Origin of the sequence: Bradyrhizobium sp. JYMT SZCCT0180, from assembly GCF_018130165.1 — a bacterium.
Lineage (GTDB): Bacteria > Pseudomonadota > Alphaproteobacteria > Rhizobiales > Xanthobacteraceae > Bradyrhizobium.
In genome coordinates this window covers 1-25510 of the sequence record NZ_JAFCLZ010000006.1, presented here as the reverse complement: position 1 = coordinate 25510, position 25510 = coordinate 1, and the positions used below count along the sequence as shown (strand labels likewise).

At 59.7% G+C, this 25510-nt stretch carries 22 protein-coding genes; 17 read left to right on the top strand and 5 right to left on the bottom strand.

Annotation, left to right across the window (positions count from 1 at the left end; genetic code table 11):
* Nucleotides 1-3: 3 nt before the first annotated feature.
* The 6 genes from JQ641_RS10260 (at nt 4) to JQ641_RS10235 (ending at nt 4759) form a co-directional block, all read left to right on the top strand.
* A complete protein-coding gene (locus tag JQ641_RS10260; protein WP_211995855.1) occupies nt 4-435 on the top strand; it encodes a hypothetical protein in 432 nt (143 codons plus the stop codon).
* Nucleotides 436-595: 160 nt separating this feature from the next.
* On the top strand, nt 596-778 hold the full coding sequence (gene napE / locus JQ641_RS10255) for a periplasmic nitrate reductase, NapE protein (RefSeq protein ID WP_192734992.1): 183 nt from the start codon (nt 596-598) through the stop codon (nt 776-778).
* 25 nt (nt 779-803) lie between these two features.
* Nucleotides 804-1127, top strand: coding sequence for a chaperone NapD (locus JQ641_RS10250; RefSeq protein WP_211995854.1), 324 nt, complete (start codon nt 804-806; stop codon nt 1125-1127).
* Between the two features lie 16 nt (nt 1128-1143).
* Nucleotides 1144-3657, top strand: coding sequence for a nitrate reductase catalytic subunit NapA (gene napA, locus JQ641_RS10245; protein WP_211995853.1), 2514 nt, complete (start codon nt 1144-1146; stop codon nt 3655-3657).
* Nucleotides 3654-4124 carry a nitrate reductase cytochrome c-type subunit gene (locus JQ641_RS10240; protein WP_502754945.1) on the top strand — a complete coding sequence of 157 codons (471 nt, stop codon included), beginning with the start codon at nt 3654-3656 and terminating at the stop codon, nt 4122-4124. The genes napA and JQ641_RS10240 overlap by 4 nt, the downstream gene beginning before the upstream one ends.
* Entirely contained in the window at nt 4121-4759 is a 639-nt protein-coding gene (locus JQ641_RS10235; protein ID WP_192734988.1) for a NapC/NirT family cytochrome c, read from the top strand. The genes JQ641_RS10240 and JQ641_RS10235 overlap by 4 nt, the downstream gene beginning before the upstream one ends.
* Before the next feature lie 41 nt (nt 4760-4800).
* On the opposite strand, the gene JQ641_RS10230 is transcribed toward JQ641_RS10235, so the two are convergent.
* Nucleotides 4801-4962 carry a hypothetical protein gene (locus tag JQ641_RS10230; RefSeq protein WP_211995851.1) on the bottom strand — a complete coding sequence of 54 codons (162 nt, stop codon included), beginning with the start codon at nt 4960-4962 and terminating at the stop codon, nt 4801-4803.
* A gap of 931 nt (nt 4963-5893) precedes the next feature.
* On the opposite strand from JQ641_RS10230, the gene JQ641_RS37790 reads away from it, so the two are divergent.
* The 3 genes from JQ641_RS37790 (at nt 5894) to JQ641_RS10220 (ending at nt 7460) form a co-directional block, all read left to right on the top strand.
* The gene (locus tag JQ641_RS37790; RefSeq protein WP_502754948.1) at nt 5894-6169 is read left to right on the top strand and encodes a hypothetical protein; all 276 of its coding nucleotides are present in this window, start codon (nt 5894-5896) and stop codon (nt 6167-6169) included.
* 552 nt (nt 6170-6721) lie between these two features.
* Entirely contained in the window at nt 6722-6871 is a 150-nt protein-coding gene (locus JQ641_RS10225; protein WP_211995850.1) for a hypothetical protein, read from the top strand.
* Between the two features lie 325 nt (nt 6872-7196).
* Nucleotides 7197-7460 carry a hypothetical protein gene (locus JQ641_RS10220; protein WP_211995849.1) on the top strand — a complete coding sequence of 88 codons (264 nt, stop codon included), beginning with the start codon at nt 7197-7199 and terminating at the stop codon, nt 7458-7460.
* Between the two features lie 119 nt (nt 7461-7579).
* On the opposite strand, the gene JQ641_RS10215 is transcribed toward JQ641_RS10220, so the two are convergent.
* Entirely contained in the window at nt 7580-8800 is a 1221-nt protein-coding gene (locus JQ641_RS10215) for an ABC transporter substrate-binding protein (RefSeq protein WP_211995848.1), read from the bottom strand.
* Between the two features lie 172 nt (nt 8801-8972).
* Here JQ641_RS10215 and JQ641_RS10210 point away from each other — a divergent pair, with 172 nt between their 5' ends.
* The 4 genes from JQ641_RS10210 to JQ641_RS10195 all read left to right on the top strand — a co-directional run bounded on the left by JQ641_RS10210 (nt 8973) and on the right by JQ641_RS10195 (nt 15570).
* Nucleotides 8973-10094 (top strand): AraC family transcriptional regulator, encoded by a 1122-nt coding sequence (locus JQ641_RS10210; protein ID WP_211995847.1) that lies wholly within the window; start codon nt 8973-8975, stop codon nt 10092-10094.
* A 359-nt stretch (nt 10095-10453) separates the two neighbouring features.
* Nucleotides 10454-11467: a PAS domain-containing protein gene (locus tag JQ641_RS10205; protein WP_211995846.1), complete on the top strand. Its 1014-nt coding sequence runs from the start codon at nt 10454-10456 to the stop codon at nt 11465-11467.
* A gap of 314 nt (nt 11468-11781) precedes the next feature.
* A complete protein-coding gene (locus tag JQ641_RS10200; protein WP_211995845.1) occupies nt 11782-13446 on the top strand; it encodes a methyl-accepting chemotaxis protein in 1665 nt (554 codons plus the stop codon).
* A gap of 33 nt (nt 13447-13479) precedes the next feature.
* Nucleotides 13480-15570 carry a putative bifunctional diguanylate cyclase/phosphodiesterase gene (locus JQ641_RS10195; RefSeq protein ID WP_211995844.1) on the top strand — a complete coding sequence of 697 codons (2091 nt, stop codon included), beginning with the start codon at nt 13480-13482 and terminating at the stop codon, nt 15568-15570.
* Between the two features lie 73 nt (nt 15571-15643).
* On the opposite strand, the gene JQ641_RS10190 is transcribed toward JQ641_RS10195, so the two are convergent.
* Complete coding sequence (locus JQ641_RS10190) at nt 15644-16549, bottom strand: transglutaminase family protein (protein WP_211995843.1); 906 nt, start codon at nt 16547-16549, stop codon at nt 15644-15646.
* Nucleotides 16550-17054: 505 nt separating this feature from the next.
* Between JQ641_RS10190 and JQ641_RS10185 the strand changes: the two genes are divergently transcribed.
* On the top strand, nt 17055-17927 hold the full coding sequence (locus tag JQ641_RS10185) for a DUF2066 domain-containing protein (RefSeq protein WP_211995842.1): 873 nt from the start codon (nt 17055-17057) through the stop codon (nt 17925-17927).
* 145 nt (nt 17928-18072) lie between these two features.
* Here the strand turns inward: JQ641_RS10185 and JQ641_RS10180 are convergent, their stop codons facing one another.
* Complete coding sequence (locus JQ641_RS10180) at nt 18073-18345, bottom strand: hypothetical protein (protein ID WP_211995841.1); 273 nt, start codon at nt 18343-18345, stop codon at nt 18073-18075.
* A gap of 705 nt (nt 18346-19050) precedes the next feature.
* Between JQ641_RS10180 and JQ641_RS10175 the strand changes: the two genes are divergently transcribed.
* Nucleotides 19051-19545 carry an RlpA-like double-psi beta-barrel domain-containing protein gene (locus tag JQ641_RS10175; RefSeq protein WP_211995840.1) on the top strand — a complete coding sequence of 165 codons (495 nt, stop codon included), beginning with the start codon at nt 19051-19053 and terminating at the stop codon, nt 19543-19545.
* Nucleotides 19546-19601: 56 nt separating this feature from the next.
* Here the strand turns inward: JQ641_RS10175 and JQ641_RS10170 are convergent, their stop codons facing one another.
* Nucleotides 19602-22304 carry an AMP-binding protein gene (locus tag JQ641_RS10170; RefSeq protein ID WP_349628526.1) on the bottom strand — a complete coding sequence of 901 codons (2703 nt, stop codon included), beginning with the start codon at nt 22302-22304 and terminating at the stop codon, nt 19602-19604.
* 334 nt (nt 22305-22638) lie between these two features.
* Between JQ641_RS10170 and JQ641_RS10165 the strand changes: the two genes are divergently transcribed.
* Together JQ641_RS10165 and JQ641_RS38450 are read left to right on the top strand one after the other, a co-directional pair.
* Nucleotides 22639-23373, top strand: a complete 735-nt coding sequence (locus JQ641_RS10165; protein WP_211995839.1) for a hypothetical protein — start codon at nt 22639-22641, stop codon at nt 23371-23373.
* A gap of 980 nt (nt 23374-24353) precedes the next feature.
* On the top strand, nt 24354-25510 hold a 1157-nt coding region (locus JQ641_RS38450; RefSeq protein WP_283815182.1), incomplete at its 3' end, for a cadherin-like domain-containing protein.

The window sequence follows — 25510 nt, the reverse complement described above, 5'->3', positions numbered from 1 at the left end:
GCAATGCCGTCTACAGTCCGGGTCGCCGCGATCGCGGTGTTCGCAATTATCGTTTCGACAACATCATCGCTCGCGCAAGCCTCCGGATATGTCAGGCTCAAGTTCGCCAAGGCAGGTCTGATGCTCGGCGCCGGCGGCGGCAGCGGCGTCCTGAGCTATCGCGGCCGCGACTATCCATTCAGAGTGTCCGGTCTCAGCCTCGGTGTCACGGCGGGAGGATCTGTCAATCGTCTCGAAGGTTGGGCGTCAGGCATCAAGCAGGTCGGCGATTTTGCCGGTACCTACAGCTCCATAGGGGCCGGCGGCGCCTTCGTTGGTGGCGCCGGAGGCGTCCAACTCGGGAATGAGAAGGGCGTGGTCCTCGCGCTGCGAGGTCCAAAGGCGGGAATGGAGTTCGCCGCCAACGTCAGCAGGATTGCGATCTCGCTGAAGTGAGCCGGCTTTTCGAACAGCTTGGAGACCAGCCACCCGGTGCCTTCAAGACTCCGCGGGTTGCCTTGATCTAGATCAAAGCTAGTCACCCTCGGCGCGCCATGCTGGGTGCCGGCAGCGGCCCCGATGCCGCCAATCCTAAAAATCCTGAGTGGGATCACGCATGTCTTTGGCGAGCGATGACACGAGCGGACGTTCGCGCCGCAGGCGCATGGAAATCTTCGCGTTTCTATTTCTGACCGCCGTGCTGATGCCCGCGCTGACCGTCGCCGTTGTCGGCAGTTATGGGCTCGCGGTTTGGATCACTCAGATCGTTACGGGCCCGCCGGGCCCACCGGATCGATGACTCCCGGGTTTTCGGAGGTAGGTACATGGCCACGTCTCACTCCGCTATCGACCGCCGTGCACTGATGACCGGCCGACTGATCAAGCCGGACCGCGTGATAGCGCCGCCCGGTGGCGAAATCGCCGGCATTCTGGTGCAGGCCCGGCCGGAGCGCCTGGCGGCCGTGGAGGCTGCCATCCTGACCATGGAGGGATGCGAGATCCATGGCCGTGATCCCATAGGCAAGCTCGTCGTCGTGATCGATTCGCCGGAGTCCAGCTCACTCGGGACCACGCTCAACAACATCGCACGGCTGCCCGACGTTTACTCCGCCTCGCTCGTTTTCCACGCGCTCGACGCGACCTCCTGATTGCGGAAGGACCGTCATGACCGAATCCAGGCTGAACCGCCGTCAGGTTCTCAAGCTCGAGGCAGCAGCGATGGCCGCTCTCGCCGGCGGGATGCCTGCCGCCGCTGCCGCCGCCAACCTCGTCACCGACCGTGGCGTAAGCGAATTGAAGTGGGAAAAGGCAGCATGCCGGTTCTGCGGCACCGGATGCAGCGTCATGGTGGCGACCAAGGATAACCGCGTGGTCGCAACCCACGGCGACATCAAATCGGAGGTCAATCGCGGGCTGAACTGTGTGAAAGGCTACTTTCTTTCAAAGATCATGTACGGCCATGACCGCCTGACCAGACCGATGCTGCGCAAGACCAACGGCAAATTCGACAAGAACGGCGAGTTCGAGCCGGTGTCCTGGGATGAAGCCTTCGACATCATGGCGGAGAAGTATAAGGACGCCCTGAAAAAGCGCGGGCCGAGCGGTGTCGGCATGTTCGGCTCCGGGCAATGGACGATCTGGGAAGGCTACGCCGCGGCCAAGCTGTTCAAGGCTGGTTTGCGCAGCAACAACATCGACCCCAATGCAAGGCACTGCATGGCGTCGGCGGTGGCCGGCATGATGCGTACCTTTGGCATCGACGAGCCGATGGGCTGCTACGACGATATCGAGGCTGCGGACGCTTTCGTGCTGTGGGGCTCCAATATGGCCGAGATGCATCCGATCCTGTGGACGCGCATAGCAGACCGTCGGCTGAGCGCGCCGCATGTTCGCGTCGCCGTGTTGTCGGCGTTCGAACACCGCTCGTTCGACCTCGCCGATATTGGCATGGTGTTCAAACCACAGACTGACCTTTATCTGCTCAATGCCGTTGCCAACCACATCATCAAGACCGGCCGGGTGAACAAGGACTTCGTTGCGAAGCATACGGTTTTCAAACGCGGCCAGACCGACATCGGCTACGGCCTTCGCCCCGAACATCCGTTGCAGAAAAAAGCAACTGGCGCGGCCAAGGCCAATGACGCGACCGACATGACCTTCGAGGAATACGCCAAGTTCGTCTCCGACTACACGCTGGAGAAAGCGGCCGAGATGTCGGGCGTGCCGGTCAACCGGATTGAGGCGCTGGCCGAACTCTATGCCGATCCGAAGATCAAGGTCACGAGCTTCTGGACCATGGGCTTCAATCAGCACACCCGCGGCGTTTGGTGCAATAACCTCGTCTACAATATCCATTTGCTGACGGGGAAAATCTCCGAGCCCGGCAACAGCCCGTTCTCGCTCACCGGCCAGCCCTCGGCGTGCGGCACCGCCCGTGAAGTCGGCACGTTCTCGCATCGCCTGCCGGCCGATATGGTCGTGAACAACAAGGCGCATCGGGACATCGCCGAACGGATCTGGAAGCTGCCGGAGGGCACCATTCCGGACAAGCCAGGCTATCACGCGGTGCTGCAGAGCCGGATGCTCAAGGACGGGCTGCTCAATGCCTATTGGGTTCAGGTCAACAACAATTTGCAGGCCGGGCCTAACGTCAACGAGGAAACCTATCCCGGCTTCCGCAATCCCGATAACTTCATCGTGGTCAGCGACGCCTATCCGTCGGTGACGGCGCTTGCCGCCGACCTAATCCTGCCGACCGCGATGTGGGTCGAAAAGGAAGGGGCCTACGGCAACGCCGAGCGGCGCACACAGTTCTGGCACCAGATGGTCACCGCGCCGGGTGAGTCGCGATCGGACCTCTGGCAGTTAATGGAGTTCTCCAAACGCTTCAAAATCGAGGAAGTGTGGCCCGAGGAGCTCATTGCCAATAAGCCCGAATACCGCGGCAAGACGCTGTTTGACGTGCTCTATGCCAACGGACAGATCGACAAGTTCCCGGTGTCCGATATCGAGGACGGTTATCTGAACGACGAGTCGAAGGCGTTCGGTTTCTACGTCCAGAAGGGCATGTTCGAGGAATATGCCGGCTTTGGCCGCGGTCACGGGCACGATCTGGCGCCGTTCGACACTTATCATCAGGTACGCGGCCTGCGCTGGCCGGTGGTCAACGGCCAGGAGACCAAATGGCGCTTCCGCGAGGGTAGCGATTCCTATGTGAAGAACGGCAAGGGCGTCGAGTTCTACGGTTTTCCCGACGGCAAGGCGCGCATCTTCGCGCTGCCCTATGAACCACCGCCGGAAGTGCCTGATAGCGAATACCCCTTCTGGCTCTCCACCGGCCGCGTGCTGGAGCACTGGCATTCGGGCACCATGACGCGCCGCGTCCCTGAACTCTACAAGGCGTTCCCGGAAGCCGTGTGCTTCATGCACCCGGACGACGCAGCCGAACTGAAGCTGCGGCGTGGCGACGAAGTGAAAGTGCAATCCCGCCGCGGCTACATCCGGACGCGCCTCGAAACGCGCGGCCGCGACAAGCCGCCGCGCGGGCTGGTGTTCGTGCCCTGGTTTGACGAAGCGCAGATGATCAACAAGGTGACGCTGGACGCTACCGATCCGATTTCGCTGCAGACCGATTTCAAGAAATGCGCGGTGCGTATCGAGCGGGTGCAAAGCACATGACCGGAAAACACTGGCTTGTGGCACTGGCCGTTCTCTCCGCCAGCGCCTCGACTTCGCTGGTCGCGCAAACCGTCAGTTCCGGGCTGCGTGGCTCGACGCCGCTCAATGAAGAGGGGCCGGCGGCGCCGATGACGCCGTTGCGCAACACCACCGAGAAGGAGGTGCGAAACTATCCCGAGCAGCCGCCGGTGATCCCCCATACCACCGACGGCTATCAGATCGATATGAACGGAAACAAGTGCCTTTCCTGTCACGCCCGAGCGCGGACCGGAGAGTCGCAGGCCCCGATGGTCAGCATCACCCACTTCATGGATCGGGACGGCCAGTTCCTTGCCTCGGTGTCGCCGCGGCGCTTCTTCTGCACCGAGTGCCACGTTCCGCAGAATGTGGTGAAGCCGCCAGTCGACAATGATTTCGTCGATATCGACACCCTGCTCAGCCGCGCCGCACCCGGGGGGCGGCGATGAGCGCTGCTGACCAAGGCGTGTCGCGACGATCCTGGCTCGCCCGGTTTTGGGCCTTTGTCGTCGAACTGTGGGAGGTCCTGCGACGGCCGAGTTCGGTGTTCGGCCTTGGCGTGCTGGTGTTCGCCGGCTTCGTCGCCGGCGTGGTGTTTTGGGGCGGCTTCAATACCGCGCTGGAATTGACCAACACCGAGAAGTTCTGCACCAGCTGCCATGAGATGCGCGACAACGTGTTTGCGGAACTGAAGACCACGATCCATTTCTCCAACCGCTCCGGCGTGCGCGCGACCTGCCCGGATTGCCACGTGCCGCACGACTGGACCGACAAGATCGCGCGCAAAATGCAGGCCTCCAAGGAGGTCTGGGGTCATCTGTTCGGCAGGATCAATACGCGAGAGAAGTTCGTCGATCACCGGCTCGAACTGGCCCTGCACGAATGGGCGCGCCTGAAGGCCAATGATTCGCTGGAATGCCGCAACTGCCACAGCGCCGAGTCCATGGACATCACCCGGCAATCGCCACGCGCGGCCACCGCGCATCAGCGCTTTCTGTTCACGAACGAGAAAACCTGCATCGACTGCCACAAGGGTATCGCCCACCATCTACCCGACATGCGCGGCGTTCCAGGCTGGCAATAGCCAAATCGCCCGGCTTATTGAATGGATGCAAACTGAGCTGCCTACTTTCGTGGTCTGCCGCGCTTTGGCAACAGCGGACGTTGGAGATCGGCGGCCTTGCGCAGAATGCCGGCTTTCTTCAATGCCTCTGTTCGATCTGGTCCGGGCGGGAGGTTGCGGGCTTCCTCCAGTGCCGCAATTGCCTCAGCATCGAGATTGCTCACATCGACGGGCTCCTTGACTAGGCGCGGCATTATTGGCCCGAAGCTTTTACTTTGGCGGGCTGAGGTCGCCGTTGAGCCAGCCCCTGCTGCCAGCGGATGTCAGCGGGTCCTCGGCTTCCACTTTGTGAACATGCTCGCAGTTGGGGCATTGAAAGGTCCGCAGATCGGAGTGATTGGGGAGGGGCCTGATCCCTGTCAGCACCATGCGACCGGCATGGCACCTCGAACAGCGCGGGCGCTCGATGGCAAGAAGCAATGGTGCCGGACGCGCACGAGAGTCGGGCATGTGATGCACCGGGGACGCTAGCGCATGAAAAGCACGGCGAATGTCAGTGCGATCGGCACCAACCCCAGCCCGATGACGCCAATCTGGAATGCGCGATCGTCTCTCATAAGACCTGTCAGAATATGCCCGGATCAGCGGGCCGCCCAGTGCAGTTTGTGCCACGGCCCAGATTATTGGGACCGTCAGGAGAGGCGGCCGACGAGGCTCTATCGTGTGAACACCCAAACCGCGAGCGGGATGGCCAATACGCTCGAAATGAGAAGCGCCAGCGCCACCATTTTAGTCCATTCCCAAACAGTCAATGCGCGAATTTCCGGTCGGCCCCACGCCGCAGCGCATCATCGGCGTCAGGAGAGGCTCTGACCACTCCTGCAAGGTCAGGTCAGCCCCGCACAAATCTGGTCAGGGATTCTACGGTGAAGAAGTGTGCACGCGTCGGATCAATCAAGATTTGAGGCCGCCACTAGAGGCATTCGTCCGCGCTGCCCACCACGCCGCTTTGATGATCGCGCTCTGGACTATGCAGTTTGTGCCACTTTGCTGCAGCTTCACTGTTCCCCGCTTTTGATTGATCCAGATCAAGCCGGGGACCTACTGCATCCAAAGACTGACCCCACTGGATTCAAGCCGCCAATGGAGGTCGCCATGAAATCCTTGCGCACGAAGCGGATGCTGCTGGTCGTCGCCGTCCTGGGTTTTGGAATGTTCGGCTCGATCGACTTTTCGTCAGGCGACGGCCCGAAATTATCCATCCAAAGCGCCGAAGCCAGGATAGGACGCCCGGCTACCCCCGCCAGCGTTGCCGGTGTTGCACGCCGAACAACGCGCCGGGCGGTCGTCGGCGGAGCGGCTGTAGGCGCCGCAGCTGCAGGAACCGCTTGCGTCCGCGTTCTTGTCAATGGCCGATACGTGTGTCGCTGACGCAGCTCTTGCCGGTCCCTTCGCTGGCAAGAAGCGTGGATGGCGTCTACCGCGAAAGCAACCTCGTTCGATCGCGGCTTGCGCGAGGATTGCCTGACGACGTGCGCCGTCTGGGCATGAACAGATACTATGACGCTTTCGGGAGCGGTGGGATTTCATGCGAGAGAGCCGCCCGTCTCTATGCCGAGACCGCGCGGCTGACTACCAGGCGCAAATCCAGCACGTTTGTCGTGATGGCTTCAATCTGCCTGGCTTCAGTGCCACCAGCGATATTATTGATGTCGTTTTGAACCTGGCTTTCCATCAAGCGGTGAGATGCTGACCGGCCGAGCGGATCGATGCCGTGGTGCCCGTGCGCGCCTGCAGGCCAAGTTAGCCCTGCTGCCGTTGATCTAGATCAAGCAGCCAACATGAGTGCGCCGCAAGTTCGGCACGTTCGCGTCAAATCGCCATGCGAGGCGAAACGCACCTAGTAGGGAGGAAGCACCATGTTTCGGTTTGCTCTCGCTATACTCGCTGCAATCGTTCTTGTCGCCGCCAGTCTTATTCCCGATGACGCGTTCGCGCGCCGAGGAGGCGGTGGTGCTGGTGTCCGTGGTGGTGGTGGAGGTTTCCACGGGGGTGGCGGTGCTCACTTCCGAGGCGGCGCCGTTCACGCTGGACGTATTCACGCCGGAGGCGTCCGACCGGCGCATCCGATAGCTGGTCGCCCGATAGCTGGCTACCCCGGGCGGTATCCAGGCCGGGTTTATCGCGGTGCGGCTTATGGCGCGGCGGCCGTCGGGGCAGCAGCCGCTGCCGGAGCCTATGGTTACTACGGTGGCTACAACAGCTGCTACTACGATACCTACGGCAACTGGATTTGCCCCGGGCAGTATCAATATCCGTACTGATGTGCGCAGGAAAAAGGCGAGCGGCGGTCTGGACGCTCTTTACCGCCGCCGCTTCGCAGTTCCCGGTTTAGCTGACCGCGAGTTCGTCAGCGAGCGATGTTACCCAACGCGCAGCATTTCATGGACAAAGCTAGATGTGGATCCTGATGTACGTGTTCTCCTACTCGGTCAGTCCGGCCGCTACCAACGACAGGGCGGAATGGAGGCTCCTCCCAACCGTGGTGTTTCAGGAGTTCTCGAATGAAGAGCGATGCAGGGCGGCGAAGTCGACACTCGAGGGCAGCTTGAAGGAAGCGGGAGCCAAGCTGAAAAGTGGTTTGGAAGACTTGAAGAGCATCGGCAAGGGCGACCCGGCGCAGATCATCATTGCCTTCAATGTGGAATGCCTTCCCAAATAAAGTCGGCGAACCGATCTCACCAGCCGCAATAGCGCGCGGCCGCGTAGCCGCCATAGGGCGGGCAATAACCGCCATAGCCGCGTGCCGCCTCTCCCCGATTGTATTTTGCCCGGACGCCGCTACTTCTGGGATCTGGAGAAAGCGGTTTCAAGCACGTCGCCGATCGGTTGCCAGCTACGGCCGTCGAACTGAACCAGTCGCAGGTGCTTGATTGGCCTAAAGTCCCAACGTCCGGTGTTGATCTTGATTCCAGGCAGCAAAATCGAGCTCTGGTAGTTTTCGAGGGCCGCTGCCTGCTTCATGACGTTGTCGCGAGACAGGTCATTGCCGCATTGTTTGAGCACCTGGGCCAGTGTCTCGGCGGCCGCGTATCCGAACACGGCGGCGTTGTCGTCTTTGCCTCCAGCCCGGTTGTATTTTTCGACGAATGTCGGCCAATCCTTGGCGGTTTGCTCGTCCTTCCAGGCCGGATCACTGGCGTCCTTCAGGAAGGTCGCCGTAATCACGCCCAAGGCATTTTCCGGGCCGGCAGGCTTTAGCGCCGTCGCGATCGATGACGACATGTGGTTCAGGATGAACACAGGGTGCCAGTTCAGATCCGCCGCGCTTCGGATGACTTTCGTCAGGTTTGCGGGCGCGCCCGCAAATACAAAAATCTCGGCGCCTGATCGCTTCAGGACCGATACGTGCTTGCCCAGATTATCGTCTGCGGCATCGTGCGCGATGTCGAGCCTGATCATCCGGGCGATGTCACCGAGACCGTCCTGCAGTCCCCTGAATAGTTCACGGCCGAAATGATCGTTCTGCCAAAGCGCAACGATCCGTTTTCCGGGGTAGAACGCCTGGATGTAGTTGGCGTAGATGCGCCCCTCTTCCCGGATCGAGGGCTGCCAGCTCATTGTCCAGGGGAACAGCGATGGATCGCTCAGATGATCGTCTCCGGAGGCGACAAAGAGTTGAGGAATTTGCCGCTCGTTCAAGTATGTGCGGACGGCAAAATTGCCCGGAGTTCCGAACGAACCGAACATCAGGAGGACGTCCTCCTTCTCGATCAGGCCGCGCGTAAGTTCCAGCGCGGTCGACGGATCGGACTTGTCGTCATGGGAGATGAAGCGCACCTTGCGGCCGTTGATCCCGCCACGCTCGTTGATCATCTCAAAATACGCCGCTTCGGCCTTTCCGATCGCTCCGAATGCTTCCAAACTCCCGCTATAGGGCATAACATTGCCGATACGAATTTCGGTGTCGGTCACGCCCGGTTCGCGCACGCGCTCGGTGATCGCGCCCAGCGACGTAAGCGCCACGACGATCGCGATCAACGTTCGAGCAAAGGGTTGCATCGGATGAGCTCGGTGACCAAGGGGATCAGTCTGATTTGGAACCATTGGAGGCATCCGGCTTGATTTACTTGATTTAGATCAAGGTCGGTCGCCCGCGACGACCCGGTTCTTGTCAGAGGCAAGCCTTCTATCGGGAAAATGTTGGTCCTGAGAACGCAAGTTCGGAAGGGAAATGAGGTCCAACCTCATGAGTTCAAATGGATCTGCTGGATTTCGTTCGATCCCGAGTGCCACCGGACGAATCGCTCGCCTGGCATGCGCGCGACTGCGCGAGCAAGACAAGGACGTAAAAACCGTTCTGTCGAAGTCGGGGTTGAGACCTGAGGAGATTACCGATCCAACGGTTCGTCTCGAGGTGCATTCCCAGATCAAGCTCCTGGAACTGGCCGCCGAAGAACTTCGGGATGACCTTCTCGGGTTTCATTTGGCAAGCAGCTTCGACCTGCGCGAGATTGGTTTGGTTTACTATGTGATGGCATCCTCAGAACATCTTGCGGATGCGTTTCGCAACGCTGAACGCTATAGCAGGATCAACACTGACGGAGCGCGCCTGGGCTTCAAACTGGACGGAACGGCGAACATCGCGATCGACTACGTAAACGTAGACCGAGGCTCCGATCGGCATCAGATCGAGTTTTGGCTGGTTGCGCTGATGCGCATATGCCGACAGCTTACCGGCAGTCGAATAGCCGCGCGTCGATTGAAGGTGAGACATGCCAGGGCCGGCTCGCCGGCGGCGTTCAATGCCTTCTTTGGAACCGAAGTGGAATTTGACGCCGATACGGATGTGATAATGCTTCCGGCGCTGGCCGCTTCGATGCCGATTGTCGGACACGATCCTCATCTGAACAATCTGCTGCGGCAGTATGCGGAGGAGGCGCTTGCTCACCGACCGGGATTGCGCGGAAGTAATCATTCACGGGTGGAGGGAATAATACCGCAACTGCTTCCGCACGGGCGAGTCGAACTTTCGGAAGTCGCCCGTCAGCTTGGCATGAGTTCGCGTACGTTATCGAGGAAGCTTCGAGACGAGGGTGTAACCTTCGCCGAAATACTCGACAGGCTGAGATCAGCTCTTGCCCAACGCTATCTCAGTGATCGCGAACTGCCTGTCACTCAAATAGCGTGGCTGTTGGGCTATCAGGAAGTCAGCTCCTTCACTCACGCATTCAAGCGCTGGACAGGAACCACGCCAAGAGAGTTCCGGCTGTCCAATTGCGTTCCGGCGAGAGGCGCACCGATAGCGTTGGAAGCCCGTGAAAAGGCCGACGACGAGCGACAGGGCGACAACTAAGGTCGGGCTGCTCCGACCCCTCATTCAAAGCCACGGGCATCGTTGAAAAGGCATCTTCGCAAAGTTTTCGGCGCGGAATCCCAAGTTCTTGGCGCGCGATAACAAGATTTGCATGGCAGCGCTCCGGTATATCCGCACAGGCGCCGCACCAGGCTGGAATTGCCGGAAGCTTCATGTCACGCGACGATGCATTGTTCTGGTTTTCGATTGTTTGGTTCTTTGGCCTATGCAGTGCCGCTGCATGGGTGCTTCTTGCGTCTTGACCGCGAAATCGTCTCGTGGGCGGCGACTGCCGAAATCAGTAGCCTCGCGATCAGGCCTTCCGGGTCGCCGAATCTTTCGAAGCCCAGATCAATGAGATGAGCGTTATTGCGCAGCACCAGACAATTCCCCACGACGTCCTCGGATTCCTCGAGCGGCAGCTCAAGGTCGGCGTCTGCTGGGTGAATCTCGCAGAGAAGCGAATGGCCTGGTCGGAAGGGATATTCGACCTGTTCGGCTTCGAGCGTAGCGTACGGCCTTCGCGCGAGGCATTGCTGGACAGGATGCATCCCAGGGATCGGCAAGATCGGGAGAGGGTCAATGTCGCCCTGCAGAACCGGATCTCATTTGACGACACCTTTCGCATCATCCTCGGGGACCGCCGGGTTCGCTGGGTGCGCGCGTATGGCGAGTTCCTCGTCGATGACCAGGGACGGGCCAACGCGCTCCTCGTATTGATGGCGGATGCGACCGCGGACCAAAACAGAAACCATTTGCTATGCGCCGGAGCAAGATACCTGCAAGCAATTGCGAGGTTGTCGAAGGCTACCGTAACCGTCGCGGCTCCCGACGGCAAAGTGACCAACGTGCTGTATCAGCAGCCCTTTGGCAGAAGTATGAGCGTCCTGGGTACGCGTTGGATCGATTGGGTCGATCCCGATGACCGCGGCGGCATGCTGAAGATTTGGCGAGACGCGGTAAGCCGTGGAGAGGAATTCAGGACGGAGGTCAGGGTTCGCTTTCCCGATGGGGCGCTGAGTTGGCGTCAAATTCATGTCGCGCCGATCCGATCGGCCGAGGGGGCGATAGCGGAATGGCTTGCCCTCAGCTTCGATATCGACAACGACAGGACGGGCCAGGCATTGCTGAACCCCGCCAGGCCTGCGACGGGAACACAATTGCGGGTGGCACGCACCATGCTGCGCATGTCGGTGCAACGGCTCAGCGAGCTGACGGGAGTGTCGATCGCGGTCATACGCCGCCTGGAGGAGTTGGACGGCATATCGAGAGACGGTTCGGCCGAAAGCGGGCGTCTTCGTGCCGAGCTGGAGGATCGAGGAGCGGTCTTCATCTTTCCGAATAGCCTGAAGCCGACTGTCACGTTCCGATAGAACGGATTCTCCCCGCTTCGATTTGGCCGCGAGGCGCTTCTCAAACAGCAAAATTTGCGGATCAGAGCCGCAGCTTTGTACATCGCGCACAATTTTTGTCGCGGTAAGCGTGCCTTGACCTGCAATGACCGCTAATTCGGTCGCTGTGGTGCAGGATGTGCGCTGAAATCCAGCAAAAACGCTTAATGATTTGAAGATTTGGAATCGGTTTAATTCAACTGAAGACGATTTGCTCCGCTGCCGGATGTCGACCGTCAACGTCCGGGATCAGGCAGGAGACGTTACGCACCGCTTCTTTTGATTGGGGGATACTCATGTTCGGACGCAAAGGCAAGCTCATTGAAAGTGCGCTGGCTCAGGCCAATGCGATCAGCCGATCGCAAGCCGTCATCGAATTCGATCTCGACGGCACGATCGTCGAGGCCAACGAGAACTTTCTTCAAGCCCTCGGATACTCGCTCGCCGAGATCAAGGGCAAGCATCACAGCATCTTTGTGCCGACGGCTGAGCGGGACAGCGCATCCTATCGCGAGTTCTGGACGAAGCTCAATCGAGGCCAGTTTCAATCCGCGCAGTACAAGCGTGTCCGCAAGGACGGAAACGCCATCTGGATTCAGGCGTCCTACAATCCCGTTCTCGACGACAAAGGCAAACCGACCCGGGTAATCAAGTTCGCTACGGATATTACAGTGGAGAGACGCAGAGCGATGGAGGATGCCGGCAAGATCGCCGCGATCGGTCGCGCTCAGGCCATGATAGAGTTCAATCTGGACGGAACGATCATCACCGCAAATGACAACTTTCTGAAAGTCATGGGGTACACACTCGATGAAATCAGGGGCAATCATCACGGCATGTTTGTCGAACCCGGCTTTCGCGCCAGTGCGGCCTATCTGGAGTCGTGGGCGAAGCTCAATCGGGGAGAATTTCTTGCGGGAGAATACAAGCGGTTCGGCAAGGGCGGTAAGGAGGTCTGGATCCTGGCCTCGTATAATCCGATCCTCGACGAGACCGGAGCGCCGTTCAAGGTCGTCAAGTTCGCTTCCGACGTTACGGAACAGAAGTTGCTGGCGGCCGATACGAGGGGGCAAATCGACGCTATCAAGAAATCACAGGCCGTGATCGAATTCCAGATGGACGGCACGATCATACGCGCCAACCAGAACTTCCTCGATGCGATGGGATATTCGTGCGCTGAAATAGAAGGCCGGCACCACAGCATGTTCCTGGCGACGACCGACCGCGCGTCGGCATCGTATGCTCAGTTCTGGCAGGATCTGAACCGCGGTGAATATCAGGCCGGCGAGTACAAGCGCCTGGCCAGAGGCGGGCGCGATATCTGGATAGAAGCGTCCTACAATCCGATTCTCGATTTGAATGGCAAGCCGTTCAAAGTCGTCAAGTACGCGACCGACGTCACGGTGAAGGCCGTCGCCAGGATGAAGGCGGAGGAGGCTCGGGGGTTGATCGAGTCGGTTGCGGCCGGCAGTGAGGAGATGACCGCATCGATACGCGAGATTTCAGAAACGATGGTGAAATCCAAGGACGTCGTGGTTTCCGCCGTCGGCCACGTTGAATCTGCAGACGCTCAGGCCACGCGCCTGAGTGCTGCAGCGGAATCGATGGGAAGCATCATTGAGTTGATCAACGGCATCACCGGCCAGATCAATCTGCTCGCGCTCAACGCAACGATCGAATCGGCGAGGGCTGGCGAAGCCGGCAGGGGATTCGCGGTTGTGGCATCCGAGGTAAAAAGCCTCGCCAACCAGGCCAAACAAGCGACCGACAAAATCCGGACCGAGATCGATGCGCTCAACAGCGTATCCACCGACGTCGTCAGCACTCTGGGTACAATCAAAGCGGCTATTGGACATGTCAATGAATACGTGACGAGTACCGCGGCTGCCGTGAACGAGCAGAGCACGGTGACAGGCGACATGTCGGCCAATATGCAGCGCGCGGCGGCAGCCCTGGCTTGAACGAAAGGATTTGCCATCGAGTCCTGGTTTCCGATGAACTGGCTCAAGCAGTACTTCCGTTACCGCCTGTTGAGGCTGGTTTCGCCATTCGTGGCGGTCGTTCTGCTCCAGGCATTCGTTGCCGGGCTCAGTCTCGATATTCTGTCGGCGGTCAGAGCATACGTCGCGGGCGAGGCAAGCTGGTCGAGGTCGCAGAAGAACGCGGTGTACTTCCTGCATCTTTACTTGCATTCGGGGCGGCAATCTCTTTTTGATGAGTATCGTGCTGCGCTGGCTGTTCCGCTGGGCGATCAGTTGGCGCGACGGGCACTGGAGCAGGACCAGCCAGACCTTGAGGTCGCCAGGGCAGGATTTTTGCAAGGCGCAAATCATCCGGACGACATCTCCGGCATGATCTGGCTGTTTCGGTATTTCGGCCAAATAACGTATTTGAAAAGTGCGATACAGCAATGGGCCGCGACCGACTCCATGCTGCTGGAGCTGGCTATCTTTGGAGATGCCATTCATTCCGAAATGAACGAAGGTCGGCCGACGGACAGTTCCCGGCTTCAGTTTCTCTCGTCACGACTTTACGAACTCAACAGCGAGCTGACTGTTCGGGCCAATGCTTTCTCGGACGTTCTTGGCGCCGGGTCGCGAGCCGTGAAGGTCATGCTGACGTTCGTGAATCTGGCGACGGCAACCCTTCTGGTCTTGCTGATCATCTGGCATACGCGGCGGCTGATACTGCAGCGTCAGGCGTTCGAGGCGGCCTTGTACGCAGAAAAGCGGCGGCTCGCCTGGCAGGCGTCCCATGATCCGCTGACAAACCTGGCGAACAGGCGAGAGTTCGAGGCGCGGCTCAAGGAGCGTCTCGATGGGTTCAGGAACGGCGACGTGGCGCACGCGCTCATCTTCCTCGATCTGGACCAGTTCAAAATAGTGAATGACACATGTGGTCATCTGGCCGGCGATCAGCTGTTGCGCGAGCTGTCGGATATTCTAAAGCAGCAGGTTCGGCCCGACGACGTGCTTGCCCGATTGGGCGGCGACGAATTTGGTCTTTTGCTCCCTCACTGCCAACCAGCACGTGCTACAGAGATCGCCGAAAGTCTGCGCGTGGCCATCGAGACCTTCAGCTTCAGTTGGGAGGGGCGGTCATTTGGCGTGACAGCCAGCATCGGCAGCGCGTGTATCGACGAGCCCGGCGTTTCGGCCGAGGTAGCGTTACGTCAGGCGGACATCGCCTGCTATGGCGCGAAGGAAAAAGGCAAAAATCGCGTACAGGTCTTCCACAGCGGAGACACCGAGCTGCAGCAGCGGGTGGATGAAATGAAGTGGGTTCATCGCATTCAGGAGGCGTTGGAAAACCATCGCTTCTGTCTTTACGAACAGGAGATCATTCCGGTGCGTGAAGGAGACAAGGGTGGCCGGCACCTGGAGTTGCTGTTACGCCTCAAGGATAGATCGGGAAGCATCATTGCGCCGGCAGAGTTTATTCCGCCAGCGGAGCGATATGGCTTGATGCCGCTCATCGACCGCTGGGTTGTCCGGAGCGCCTTCAGCCAGCTGGCGGATCAGTTGACGAGGCGGCGGTCGATGCCGATTTCTCAGTGCAGCATCAACCTCAGCGGCCAGACGTTTGGCGATGACAGCTTCGTTGGATTTGTTCGACGCGAACTGGATGCCCACAGTATTCCGGGCAACGTCGTTTGCTTCGAGATAACGGAAACAAGCGCCATCTCGAATCTGGACAGCGCACGGCGCTTTATTTCGGCGTTGCGAAGCTCGGGTTGCCGCTTTGCGCTGGACGATTTTGGAAGCGGCATGTCGTCATTTGCTTACCTGAAGAACCTGCCGGTCGACTACCTCAAGATCGACGGCGCATTCATAAGAGACATGCTGACCAGTCCCGTCGATCGCGCCATGGTCGAGATGATTGATAAGATCGGGAAAGTCATGGGGATCGCAACGATTGCGGAGTTCGTTGCAACCCCAGCCCTGCTCGAGGCACTTCGTGAGATTGGCGTCGACTACGTCCAGGGTTTCGCCATCAGCAAGCCGCAGCCCTTTGGTGCCTTCGAGTCGCATGGCTGCGGAATCATCGCGTTCCCGGCGGTGATACTCTCGGAAGCCGGAGTGTAGAAGGCGGCGCATTCCACGGAAGGCCGCTTGCCGGCATTGTATTGGTTCGTGCGGCGCGGTGCTGGAATTGCTTCTATCGCGCCGACAGATCGGGCGCGTTCCCGATCTTTTGCACGGCGACGTTGACCGTCATGCCCAGGTAGTCGTTCGCTTCACCAAACCACGAGCCTTCCAGCGGGATTGCTTGCGCCGGATGTCGGGCCACCGCCACCGGAATCAAATCAAAACCGGCACTGATCTGGTTGGTCGGATCGTAGTCCAGCCAGCCGGCACCTGGGAGAAAGACCTGGAGCCAGGCGTGGGTTGCGCCGGACCCGGTCACGCCGACTGCGCCGCCATCCAGCGCCGCATCGTAAAGGTAACCGGTCACAAAGCGGGACGCGAACCCGAGCCGGCGCAAGGCCTCGATCATGAGCCAGGCATAGTCGCGGCAAGTGCCGGATCTGGTGCGCAGGGTTTCACCGGGCGACTGGGTTCCTTCGGCGTCCCTCGGACGATAGGTGAACGTGTCGCGAAAAATGTGCAGCATCCGGTGCAAGACATGGATGGTTCGATCCTGGTCGCCGGCAACGAAGCTCTTGGTCCACGCGGCCAGGGTTGCGTCCGGATCCTCGGCATGAGGGCGCAGATAACCGGCCAGATCGGTCCATTCGTCGGGAGTGTATTGCACCGGCACTTCATCGGCCCGGGATTCGAGCGGAAACGCCTCGATCCCTTTTACGCCGTAGTATACGCCGCGAGCTTCAAAAACGATCGTCAGCTCACTGGCAGGTTCACTGAATTCCATCACCGTTACCGTGTTGGAGCGAGCATCGGTGGTCCAGTGCATTTTCGCAGGAATGCTGCTTGTTGCGGACCAACTGACAAGACGCGCCGATGCGCCGCGCCTTGGCAAGAACATGGCCCGGTGCGTACCGAAGGTAACAGGCTTCGCATACCGGTAAGTGGTGGTGTGGCTTATCTTGCCGAGAACCGCCATTTTTTCGTCCTGCTTTACAGCCGGTGCTTCAGTGCGCGTTTGCCACAAGCGCTTGGCTGCTGGTTTACGAGGCTCTCAACATCGCGGAGGCCGCCCTTGATCTAGATCAAGGGCCGGCTTCCTCACGACGAGTGGGCTGGCTTCGATGCACATTTGATCGCGGTCAGGGAATAAGGTCCTTCATTCGCTCTGCGCTCCGTGACCCGGAGCAGATTCAGGTTTTTGGTACGACCGCGGCGACACATTCGAAGACCGTTCGGCGGCGCTCTTTCTCCTGTTTCTTCAGAAAAGCTCCCTGTTACCGGGAAATATTTCCCTGTTAACTGAAGGGGGAATTGGCCCAAAGGCGGCTGCAGTGCAGCCAGCTGCTGGGCTACTCTCATGTTCACGCTGGTCCCAATATCGTCCGTTTCCCTGTAGAATACCCTGCCAGGAGGGAATTTGCCTGGAGACGGGTGCGATCAGCATTGCGTCGCCAGCCAGCATCAAGTGGGGGCTTTTGGCCTTGAGGACGCATCCAGCGACGACACGCTCTATTCCCTGCTTGCTGGCGGCAATCGCGGCGGTAGTGCTGCTTGCGCTGCCCGCCGTCGCCGCCGAACCCGCGCCGGGGCTCGCCAACGCGGCAAACGCCATTCCACCGGCAGAACTCTATCGCGGGCAGACCATCGTGACGGGGCAGGGCGAGACAAACCGTATCCTCGGCTTCGCATCGTGCCTGGAAGACGTTCTCATCAAGGTAAGCGGCATGCTGCGGCTCGCAGGCGATCCGCGTCTCGACCCATACAAGGCCGATGCTGCAAAACTGGTTCGGGACTTTTCCTACCGCGATGAAAAGGGCGGCAAGCCGAAGAACGACGAGCAGGGCACCCGCGACCGCTCCTTCATTCTGACGGCCGAGTTCGACGAGGCCGCCATCAACGGCATGCTGGCCAAGCTGGGCGTCAAGCCATGGCTTGCCCGCCGCCCGGTGCTTGGCGTCTTCGTGGAGATGCAGCCGGGCGCGCGACGATACGTGGTTGCAGGCGACTCGAAAGAGACGGATCTGCAGCGGGCTGCCCTTCTGGCGGCCGCGGCCAAGCGGGGAATGCCCATCGTGCTGCCCGATGCCGCAGCATTGGCCGGCGTCGGCGCCAATGAGCTTCCGCTTGCGGGCATTGCGCCCGCGAAGATCGCTGAAGCCGTGGCCGGGCGGGGCGGAGAGGTTGTGCTGATCGCCCGCCTCGTCTGGGACGATCAGGAGCTGCGGTGGAACTCGGACTGGCAGCTCGATTGGCAGGGCAGGTCGCAGCAATGGCAGCTTGCGGCTGTCACGTTCGACGAGGCCTTCCGTCAAGGCATCGGGGCTGCCGCGCAAATCCTTGCCGGGCACCAATAACGAGCCGCAATTCGGCAAGGCGGCGGTGGCGCGGATCGATGCGCGCGATAACGGATGCTGTCGACCGAAACGGTTACACCGCCCTCGCCGACGACGTTGTGAGCCAGGCTGCTGTCAGCCGATGCGCCTCACAGAACGAAGCCGGTCAGCGCGACGAGAACACATTCTTCAACTGCACCAGGAATGTCACCAGCCATGCGCACGCAAACATGCCCGCGAGACCAAGCGCCGTTCTGCGATCAATCAAAGACAGGTTGGTCCACCACCATATCCGGTAAAGCCATAACCCTGTCGTGGCGATGCCGAGCAAGCAGACCAGCATCTTGAGAAAGGACGAGTTCGCGACACCTAAAGCGCCAAACAAGAGCGTTGCTGGAATGAGAAACATCGTGCAGGCGGAAATCAAGGTCTCGTTCATGGGTCCTCAAGACATCTACGAATCGCGAGATTACGGATGCAGTTTGCAGCAACCCGTACCCTTCTGGAAGTGACACCATGCGACTGATGTTTGGCTTGCCCGCCTACGATGCAAAGCGGACGTTGACACACGAGGGCAGCCAAGGACCGCAGGAGTGCTCCACTCAGCTAACCGCGGAAACGCCCGTTTTTAGGGAGGCTTTCAACGGAGACAAATTTCGATCCCGCCGAGCGCTGAGCCGGCAGTGGAATCGGGCCGAAGAATTCCCCGATCATGTGATGCCTCTCAATTCGTCGTCGACCGTTTCTCAATGGACAGAGGCAAACCTCACTTACTCACATCCGGATTCGACGCTTACCTGATCACGTGGAGCCGTCGCCGCGTATGTCCGCTGGTGAGGTCGCAAGATTTGCTCATGGATCAGCTGGAACGTCTGCTGTTGACCCGGGCCGACATCGGTCAGGCGCGCGCCTGCTCACGCGCTCACCAAGTGCCTCTATTCAGTCATGCTGATGACGCAATTTCTTTCTTAGTCGGTGGGAAAGACAGCTGTGGAAGGACCACTTTGGTTCCCACAACGGTTCCGTCGCCAGTGTCGGCACGAACCCGCAAAAATCGGCGCAAGCTCGTCAACGCATCCGCGTTCGCTTGACCATTTTCTGTGGGATCGGGAACTGAACGATCCAGAAAATCAATCGAGGAGTTATGATGTTGTTTCGCTCGGGCGCCGCAATTTGCGGTGTCGTAGTGCTGCTTGCCATTTCTGTTACCGTTGCTCGAAGTGAAATGGCTGCAGTTCATTCAAGCGCCGTCGTCAATGCCGCTTCGGGGGATGCGATCGTTGGCGCAGCATCCACGTACAATCCGTTCCGGCCCGGATGGCGGGAGGGCGGCCCGAACACAGCCTCCGGCGAGCGCTATGAGCCCACCGCATGGGCGGCTGCCATCAAGACGAGTTTGCGCCAGAAATTTGGTGGGGTCCGATATGGCGCGAGGCCGAAATATGCCCTCGTTGAGGCTGTAGGCAAGAAGGTCATCGTCAAGATAAATGACGTAGGTCCACTAACGCCTGGCCGCATCATTGACCTCAATGAGCGGACGATGCGCCATTTCGATCCAAGCCTGCAGCTCGGGGTAATTCATGGCGTAAGCGTCAGGCCGCTTTCCGGCGACTATTGGATCCCCGGACCAGTTGGCTGAACGTCGCAAGGCGCCGGCGCGGCGCAACTTGCGTCGCTGCCGCCCTGGTCCGATCCTTAGGTCTCGATGCCCAGTACGGGGCCACCGATTTGCGTCCCGTGAGAGCCGATCGGCGACCTGTGCGGTTCAACGGCAGAGCGCGCGCCGTCAACCAGAACGTCAATTCTTCCCCGCAGATGATCAACCAGATATTCAGCGCCGACAGTCAGGCAGCCGTGATGTCCCCATGGCACCTCGACGACGTCGAGTTGGGAACTGAGATGCCGCCACGCCCGGCCGTCGTGTTCGGCTGCGTAAAAAGTCACGGGGACCTCAAGCGGTGCCGGAAGATATTGCGCCATTGCGGATGAATAAGCGTGCCACAACGCCGGCGGAATCTCGAGCTCGGCGGTCGTAATCGGCGCGCTCGTCGACGCCTTGGCGTAACGCTCCAGCTCCGCCATTTTTTCAAATGCCCGGCTCAGAAGGTAAGGCGGGAGCAGGGGCTTCATCAGCCTGATGATCGCCCGCGGCACCGGACGGGCACTGACGGTCGGCGGGTCGACCATCGCAACCAAATCAACCTTGTGGCCGGCTGCGATCAGCAGGCGGGCCGTTTCAAACGCCACCATGGCGCCGTTGCATTTGCCGCCCAGGAGGAAAGGACCGCTGCTCTGCCTCTCCAGAACAAGCGGCAGGCGGTCGGCGGCCATCTCTTCGATCGACGGCGGAATCCGCTCCCCACGAAGACCATGGGGATCGATGGAAATGATCGGGTAATCGGGCCCGAAAAGCTCGACTATCCGCCGCATACCCGAGTGGCCGGTAACGAGGTTTCCATTGAAGAAGAACAGGGGAGGCCGATCGCCACTGGCACCGAACTGGAAGAACGGCGTCGCCGGGGTGCCTGTTTGCATGGCGATTCTTGGGGCAAGTTGGCGGATCGTTTCTGCCCCGTACAGAATCGTTTCCGGTACGCGCTGGCCGATGAGCCGCTCGAGTTCGATGAGCATTTCCATCGCCAGAAGGGAGTCACCACCGCTGGCGAAAAAATCATCGTCGACCGTCACAGCCTCGGACTTGAGCAGCCTCCGCCACAGGGTCAGCAGTTCAGCTTCCAGATCCAATGGCCCTTTGTTCACAGCAGGCACGGGCATCGCGCCCTGATCGCCCAACAGCCCGTCGAACGACTCGCGCAGCCGTCGCCGCTGAACCTTTCCCGTCGCCCCCTTTGGCAGTTGGTCGAGGATCAGAATGCGCCGCGGAATCTTGAACGAGGCCAACCCGCGTTGCAGGAACTGGCGAAGCTCCGCAGGTGTCGCCTGCGCACCAGGATGGGGAACGATGGCGGCTGCGACGTCCTCGCCAAGGCGTGGATGGGGGATTGCGAAAGCAGCGGCCTCGGCTATGGCGGGATGGCGCAGTAGTGCGGATTCGACCTCAGCAGGGGCGATCTTCTCACCGCCGCGGTTGATCAGTTCGCTCAGGCGCCCGTGCAGCGACAGGAAGCCGTCTTGGTCGAGGCTGCCGATATCGCCCGTGCGAAACCAACCCTCTTTGAACGCAGCTTGATTGAGTTCCGGCGCATTGAGATAGCCAGATATCACGGTGGGGCCACGAACCCAGACCTCGCCCCGCTCGCCAGCTGGTAAAGGATGTCCATCCTCACCAACAATGGCCACGGTATCAGGCCAGGGTTGCCCGCAAGTCCCTGGCCTGTTTGGACCAGGTGGCGGCTGGTTGGTGGCGATTTGCGCGGCTTCGCTGGAGCCATAATGTTCCAGCACCGGCACGCCCAAAATGCGCTGCAGGTCGTTCTGCACCTCGTTCGGAAGCGGCGCGCCGCCCGATACAACGAGCCGCAGAGTGTGCGCAGCCTGCGCATCCTCAAGACCTTTTGCCTTGTCGAGCACAGCCGTGTGGAGCGTGGGACCCGCTGAGTACCAGGTCGGCCGCAGGGCATCGAGCCATTCATCGAGCGCCACGATGGCAAAGTTCGCCGGCACAGCAATGCTGCCGCCCGTCAGCAGTGGTGTGAAGACCGTTACTTTGAGCCCATGGGAGTAATGAGGGGACGACACGCTCAGGCAGCGGTCCTCAGGCGTAAGGCCGAACCAGGCCTGAAGCCGTGCGGCCGCCGCCAGCATATTGCTATGACTGAACGGAATGAGCTTTGGCTGCGCGGTCGTGCCCGACGTCTGCAGGATGAAGGCAGGTGAGCCCGGATCAGGCTCAGCGTCGATCGCAGGGGAGTCGGAGGCCTGCACGGCGATATTTAGTCCAAGCTGACCGTGTCCGATCGGAACGGCTTCGATCACGGTAATCCGTCTCCGCTCGGCCGCGTGACGCGCTTCAAAGGCCCTGCCTTGCGGCGCGAGAAGAGCGTCCAGGCGCAGCATGTCGAGACGTTGATCGAATTCCGCCTCGGACAGTCGCGGATCGAGAGGAACCGCGATGCTGCAGCAGGCCACGGCCACGATGGCGAGAACCGCCTCCGCGCCGTTCGGCATGAGTACCCCGATACGGGCATTGCAATCGAACCCGGCCAAACGAAGCTGCCGTCGGATACCGTCCAACTGGCGCTGAAGATCGCGGTACGTCAGCGGCGCAAACCTGGTGGAGACGATCGCAGGCTGGTCTGGTAACCGGCTGGCAGTCCGACCGATGACCTGGCCCAGCGTGAATTGGAGTTCGGGGTCTGCGCCGTCGCGGACGGACGAGGCTCCCTCGGGCCAGATCACGCGAGCCGAGGTCGCGTTCTCCAGGAGCAAATGCGTCACACGAGCCTCCCGTGACCACAAAATGTGAGCGCTGTGTGCCGCCGCTACACCAAGCCACTGCAATCGCCAGTGGCAAAGATTACACACGCCTCCCAGTTGACTGGACAACTGGCAATGATGAGTACCTCGGACGGGTGGGTGAATTCTGCCTATGGAGTTCTGTATCCGTTGGCAGCGTATCGGGCAGGCGATAGAGCTCTGGTAGGCGCAGGGCCTTACCTGCGAAAATGCTCGCAGGCAGGCGTTGCTTTGCATACGTGCCGACTTCTCCGGGCGAGGATTCGTCATGTAACAGGTGTCGCCGGCCAGGCCCGGATGGGCGCGGATAATTGCTATGTCGCTATTCCGGTTTCACCCGCTACCAGCAGTTCGCAAACGAGGCCTGAGAAGCGCAATACTCGCGGGCCTGGGCCGCGGCACGCATAGCTGGCCGGCTCTTCTTGTGCTGAAGGGGCTCAATGCCGCACTTATGGCGGTATCGAATTTTGTCCTGGCGTATGTGCTGATTCGAACAATTGGCCTCGAGTCGTATGCATTTATTGCGGGCTTGTTGGCGGTCGCTGCTCTTGTGGTGCAATGCGATCTCGGAATTACCGTTCTGACATTTTCCGAACTGCGGTCTCACTACCTGAGCGAGGCTCACAAACGTAAGGCGAGCCGGGGCGACCACGACCTGGTGCGAGCAACCGTGACGATCTACACCGCGATCGCCCCCATCGCCGTCGCAATTCTGGGTGCGGCGTTCATTGCCGGCATTGTTCCTGTCGCACATCACGGCATCGCGTACTTCCTGATTTTCGCCGGAGCCGTCTGTCCCTTGCCGCGTATGCCGCTTCGCGCGGCCATCAACGCCAGGGATGGCTTTGTTTGGACGGAGGGCGTTGATCTGGTGAGACGCGTTGCGATCCTGGCGGTGACGGTCGCGATGCTTTCTGGCCCTTCGTTCGTCGCATATGGCGCGCTGAGCTTGTTCATATGGGTGACGTCGATCGCGGCTCTTGTCTGGCTCGCCCGCCCGCACGGCTTTGCATTGCAGAGTGGAGTGTTTCTCAAGGGTCTGCTTTTCTGAGGAGCAAGTTTCGGAAGGCGCTCGCCCGTCGCGCCAGCATCACCCTTGCGGGGATGGTGCTGATCAGCGCTCTTATGTTCCTGTTTCATTGGAACGTCGACACGTTCATCGTCGCCTATGTGTGTGTCTATGGAGGAGGCGCTTTGCTTTACGCGGCGTGTCTGTATTCGCTAAGCAGATCCTTGTGGGAAAAGAGCTCTCACGCCTTCAAGATGGGAACGTAACGAAGGTATGTGGGTGGATCAAACGGCTCGCATCGGGTCTGCTGTCGGCTCAGATGCGCACTACGGACACTTCGTTCGGGGCGATTGCCAGCTAAGTTTTCCCGCTTTATTTCGGGGTACCTCCTCCGCCGTGTGGACTTTTCGGGAATTTTCGGCAATTTGCTCGTAAGTCAGGATCGATGCTGCGTGTGAACTGGTCATCACCCCGGGGAGGGCGCGGTCAAGATCCTCAAGAAAATTACGAAGGATTTGAGCAAAAAATGAGGGGCGGAACGGCAGAAAACGGGCAGGGTTAGCATTGCAGTGGTCGGAATCGTTTCACTTCAGCCGAAGAACACGTCAGTGACGGTGTCGTTCTCGGTCGAACGCCAGCGCGATCGTTTAGACGAGCGTTGAATTCATGTGAACTGATTTTCGGGTGCAGTCACGCCTGCTCTGCGTCAGCAGAGTTGGGGAGTGAGCATTGGAACGCTTTTTGTTTACGAAGAGTGCGGAGCGGGTCGACTGGCTCCGTATTGTGACGCCCCTCAAGGACATTTCAGCTTCATCGTCTTCTTCAGTCCTCCCAATCGCGTCGTCTGCGGCTGTCGTGAATGATCCGTCAGTGATCGCGCCAGGCAGGGGCGTCGTTTCGCTCCCACCTTCTCCAGAAATCATTGCAAGATTCCAGGCGGCGATCGCGATGTCCGATTCATCGAACAGGCAGGCGACACAGTAATTGCGCGCGAATTGTACCAAATTATTGGAGTATTTTTCATGGCAAGCGCCAGCGGCACCACCACCCTCACAGGCACCAGCGGCAACGACAATTACGTCGGCGGGTCGGGCAACGACAATCTCTCCGGAGGCGCTGGAGATGATCGGCTCAACGGCGGTTCCGGGAGCGATACGCTCGATGGGGGGAGTGGTTTTGACAACGTCCTCGGCGGGTCGGGCGCGGATACGCTTATCTTCAAGGCATACGAGAATGAGTACAAGCTCGGCGGCACATACGTTGCAGGGTCAGGTGCGCTGCCCGGCACTCTCACTGGCGGCGCGCTTTATGACAACGGAGTGCTGCAGAGCGGAATCTCATTCAAGGGATTCGACGATTACGACGGTGGCAACGGTTCGGTGTCGGGCAAAACCGCGGACATCGACACTCTTAAGATTGTCGTCAGCGTTCAACAAAAGAACGACGCCGCGTTCATGCAGGCGCTTAACGACGAAATCAACTACTTCAATACGGTGTGGTATCCGGCTCACAAGAACAATCAGACGGGGCAAGCGGATCAGACCGTCTATGCGTTCAAGAGCATCAACCTGAAGGTTAGTGCGATCGAGAAGATCGCTCCGGTTAGCGTTGACCTGACAACTAACCATGTGCCGGTCGCAAACGCAGATAACCGTGCTGCGACCGAGGACGTTGCAGCCTCTCTGGCTAGCGTGCTTGGCAACGACACGGATTTCGATGGTGGGGATCTGGATGTTGCGGCCGTCAAGGTAGGTATGAACACGATCACCGACGGCGGAGCAGGCGATCTGGATGGAGTCATGAATGGCTCGATCAAGTTCACCACCACGGCGGGTGGAACGGCGACGCTCGATACTGAGACCGGCACTTTCAGCTATGTGCAGAACGGGGTGTTCAACAGTCTCGCCAATGGCCAAACCGGCGCAGATAGCTTCAAGTATGTGACGACCGACGGCATTGCGGCGAGCAGTCTTGCGACGGTGTCGTTGACCGTCACCGGCACCAACGACGCGCCGGTCGCGGTCGCCGACACCAATGCAGGGCTCGAGGACGCCATTATCACCGGCACGGTTGCGACCAATGACAGCGACGTCGATGACGGCGCGATCCTGAGCTATGCGCAGACCAGTGCGATCGCCGGGCTGACCATCAGCGCCGACGGCAGCTACAGCTTCGACGC

Coding starts and splice junctions, on each gene's coding strand:
- napE (WP_192734992.1), top strand. CDS start 596: ATGTCTTTGGCGAGCGATGACACGAGCGGACGTTCGCGCCGCAGGCGC.
- JQ641_RS10180 (WP_211995841.1), bottom strand. CDS start 18,345: ATGAACGAGACCTTGATTTCCGCCTGCACGATGTTTCTCATTCCAGCA.
- napA (WP_211995853.1), top strand. CDS start 1,144: ATGACCGAATCCAGGCTGAACCGCCGTCAGGTTCTCAAGCTCGAGGCA.
- JQ641_RS10190 (WP_211995843.1), bottom strand. CDS start 16,549: ATGGCGGTTCTCGGCAAGATAAGCCACACCACCACTTACCGGTATGCG.
- JQ641_RS37790 (WP_502754948.1), top strand. CDS start 5,894: ATGAAATCCTTGCGCACGAAGCGGATGCTGCTGGTCGTCGCCGTCCTG.
- JQ641_RS10220 (WP_211995849.1), top strand. CDS start 7,197: ATGTGGATCCTGATGTACGTGTTCTCCTACTCGGTCAGTCCGGCCGCT.
- JQ641_RS10260 (WP_211995855.1), top strand. CDS start 4: ATGCCGTCTACAGTCCGGGTCGCCGCGATCGCGGTGTTCGCAATTATC.
- JQ641_RS10200 (WP_211995845.1), top strand. CDS start 11,782: ATGTTCGGACGCAAAGGCAAGCTCATTGAAAGTGCGCTGGCTCAGGCC.
- JQ641_RS10205 (WP_211995846.1), top strand. CDS start 10,454: ATGAGCGTTATTGCGCAGCACCAGACAATTCCCCACGACGTCCTCGGA.
- JQ641_RS10195 (WP_211995844.1), top strand. CDS start 13,480: ATGAACTGGCTCAAGCAGTACTTCCGTTACCGCCTGTTGAGGCTGGTT.
- JQ641_RS10250 (WP_211995854.1), top strand. CDS start 804: ATGGCCACGTCTCACTCCGCTATCGACCGCCGTGCACTGATGACCGGC.
- JQ641_RS10215 (WP_211995848.1), bottom strand. CDS start 8,800: ATGCAACCCTTTGCTCGAACGTTGATCGCGATCGTCGTGGCGCTTACG.
- JQ641_RS10175 (WP_211995840.1), top strand. CDS start 19,051: ATGATGTTGTTTCGCTCGGGCGCCGCAATTTGCGGTGTCGTAGTGCTG.
- JQ641_RS10235 (WP_192734988.1), top strand. CDS start 4,121: ATGAGCGCTGCTGACCAAGGCGTGTCGCGACGATCCTGGCTCGCCCGG.
- JQ641_RS10240 (WP_502754945.1), top strand. CDS start 3,654: ATGACCGGAAAACACTGGCTTGTGGCACTGGCCGTTCTCTCCGCCAGC.
- JQ641_RS10225 (WP_211995850.1), top strand. CDS start 6,722: ATGACGCGTTCGCGCGCCGAGGAGGCGGTGGTGCTGGTGTCCGTGGTG.
- JQ641_RS10165 (WP_211995839.1), top strand. CDS start 22,639: ATGTCGCTATTCCGGTTTCACCCGCTACCAGCAGTTCGCAAACGAGGC.
- JQ641_RS10210 (WP_211995847.1), top strand. CDS start 8,973: ATGAGGTCCAACCTCATGAGTTCAAATGGATCTGCTGGATTTCGTTCG.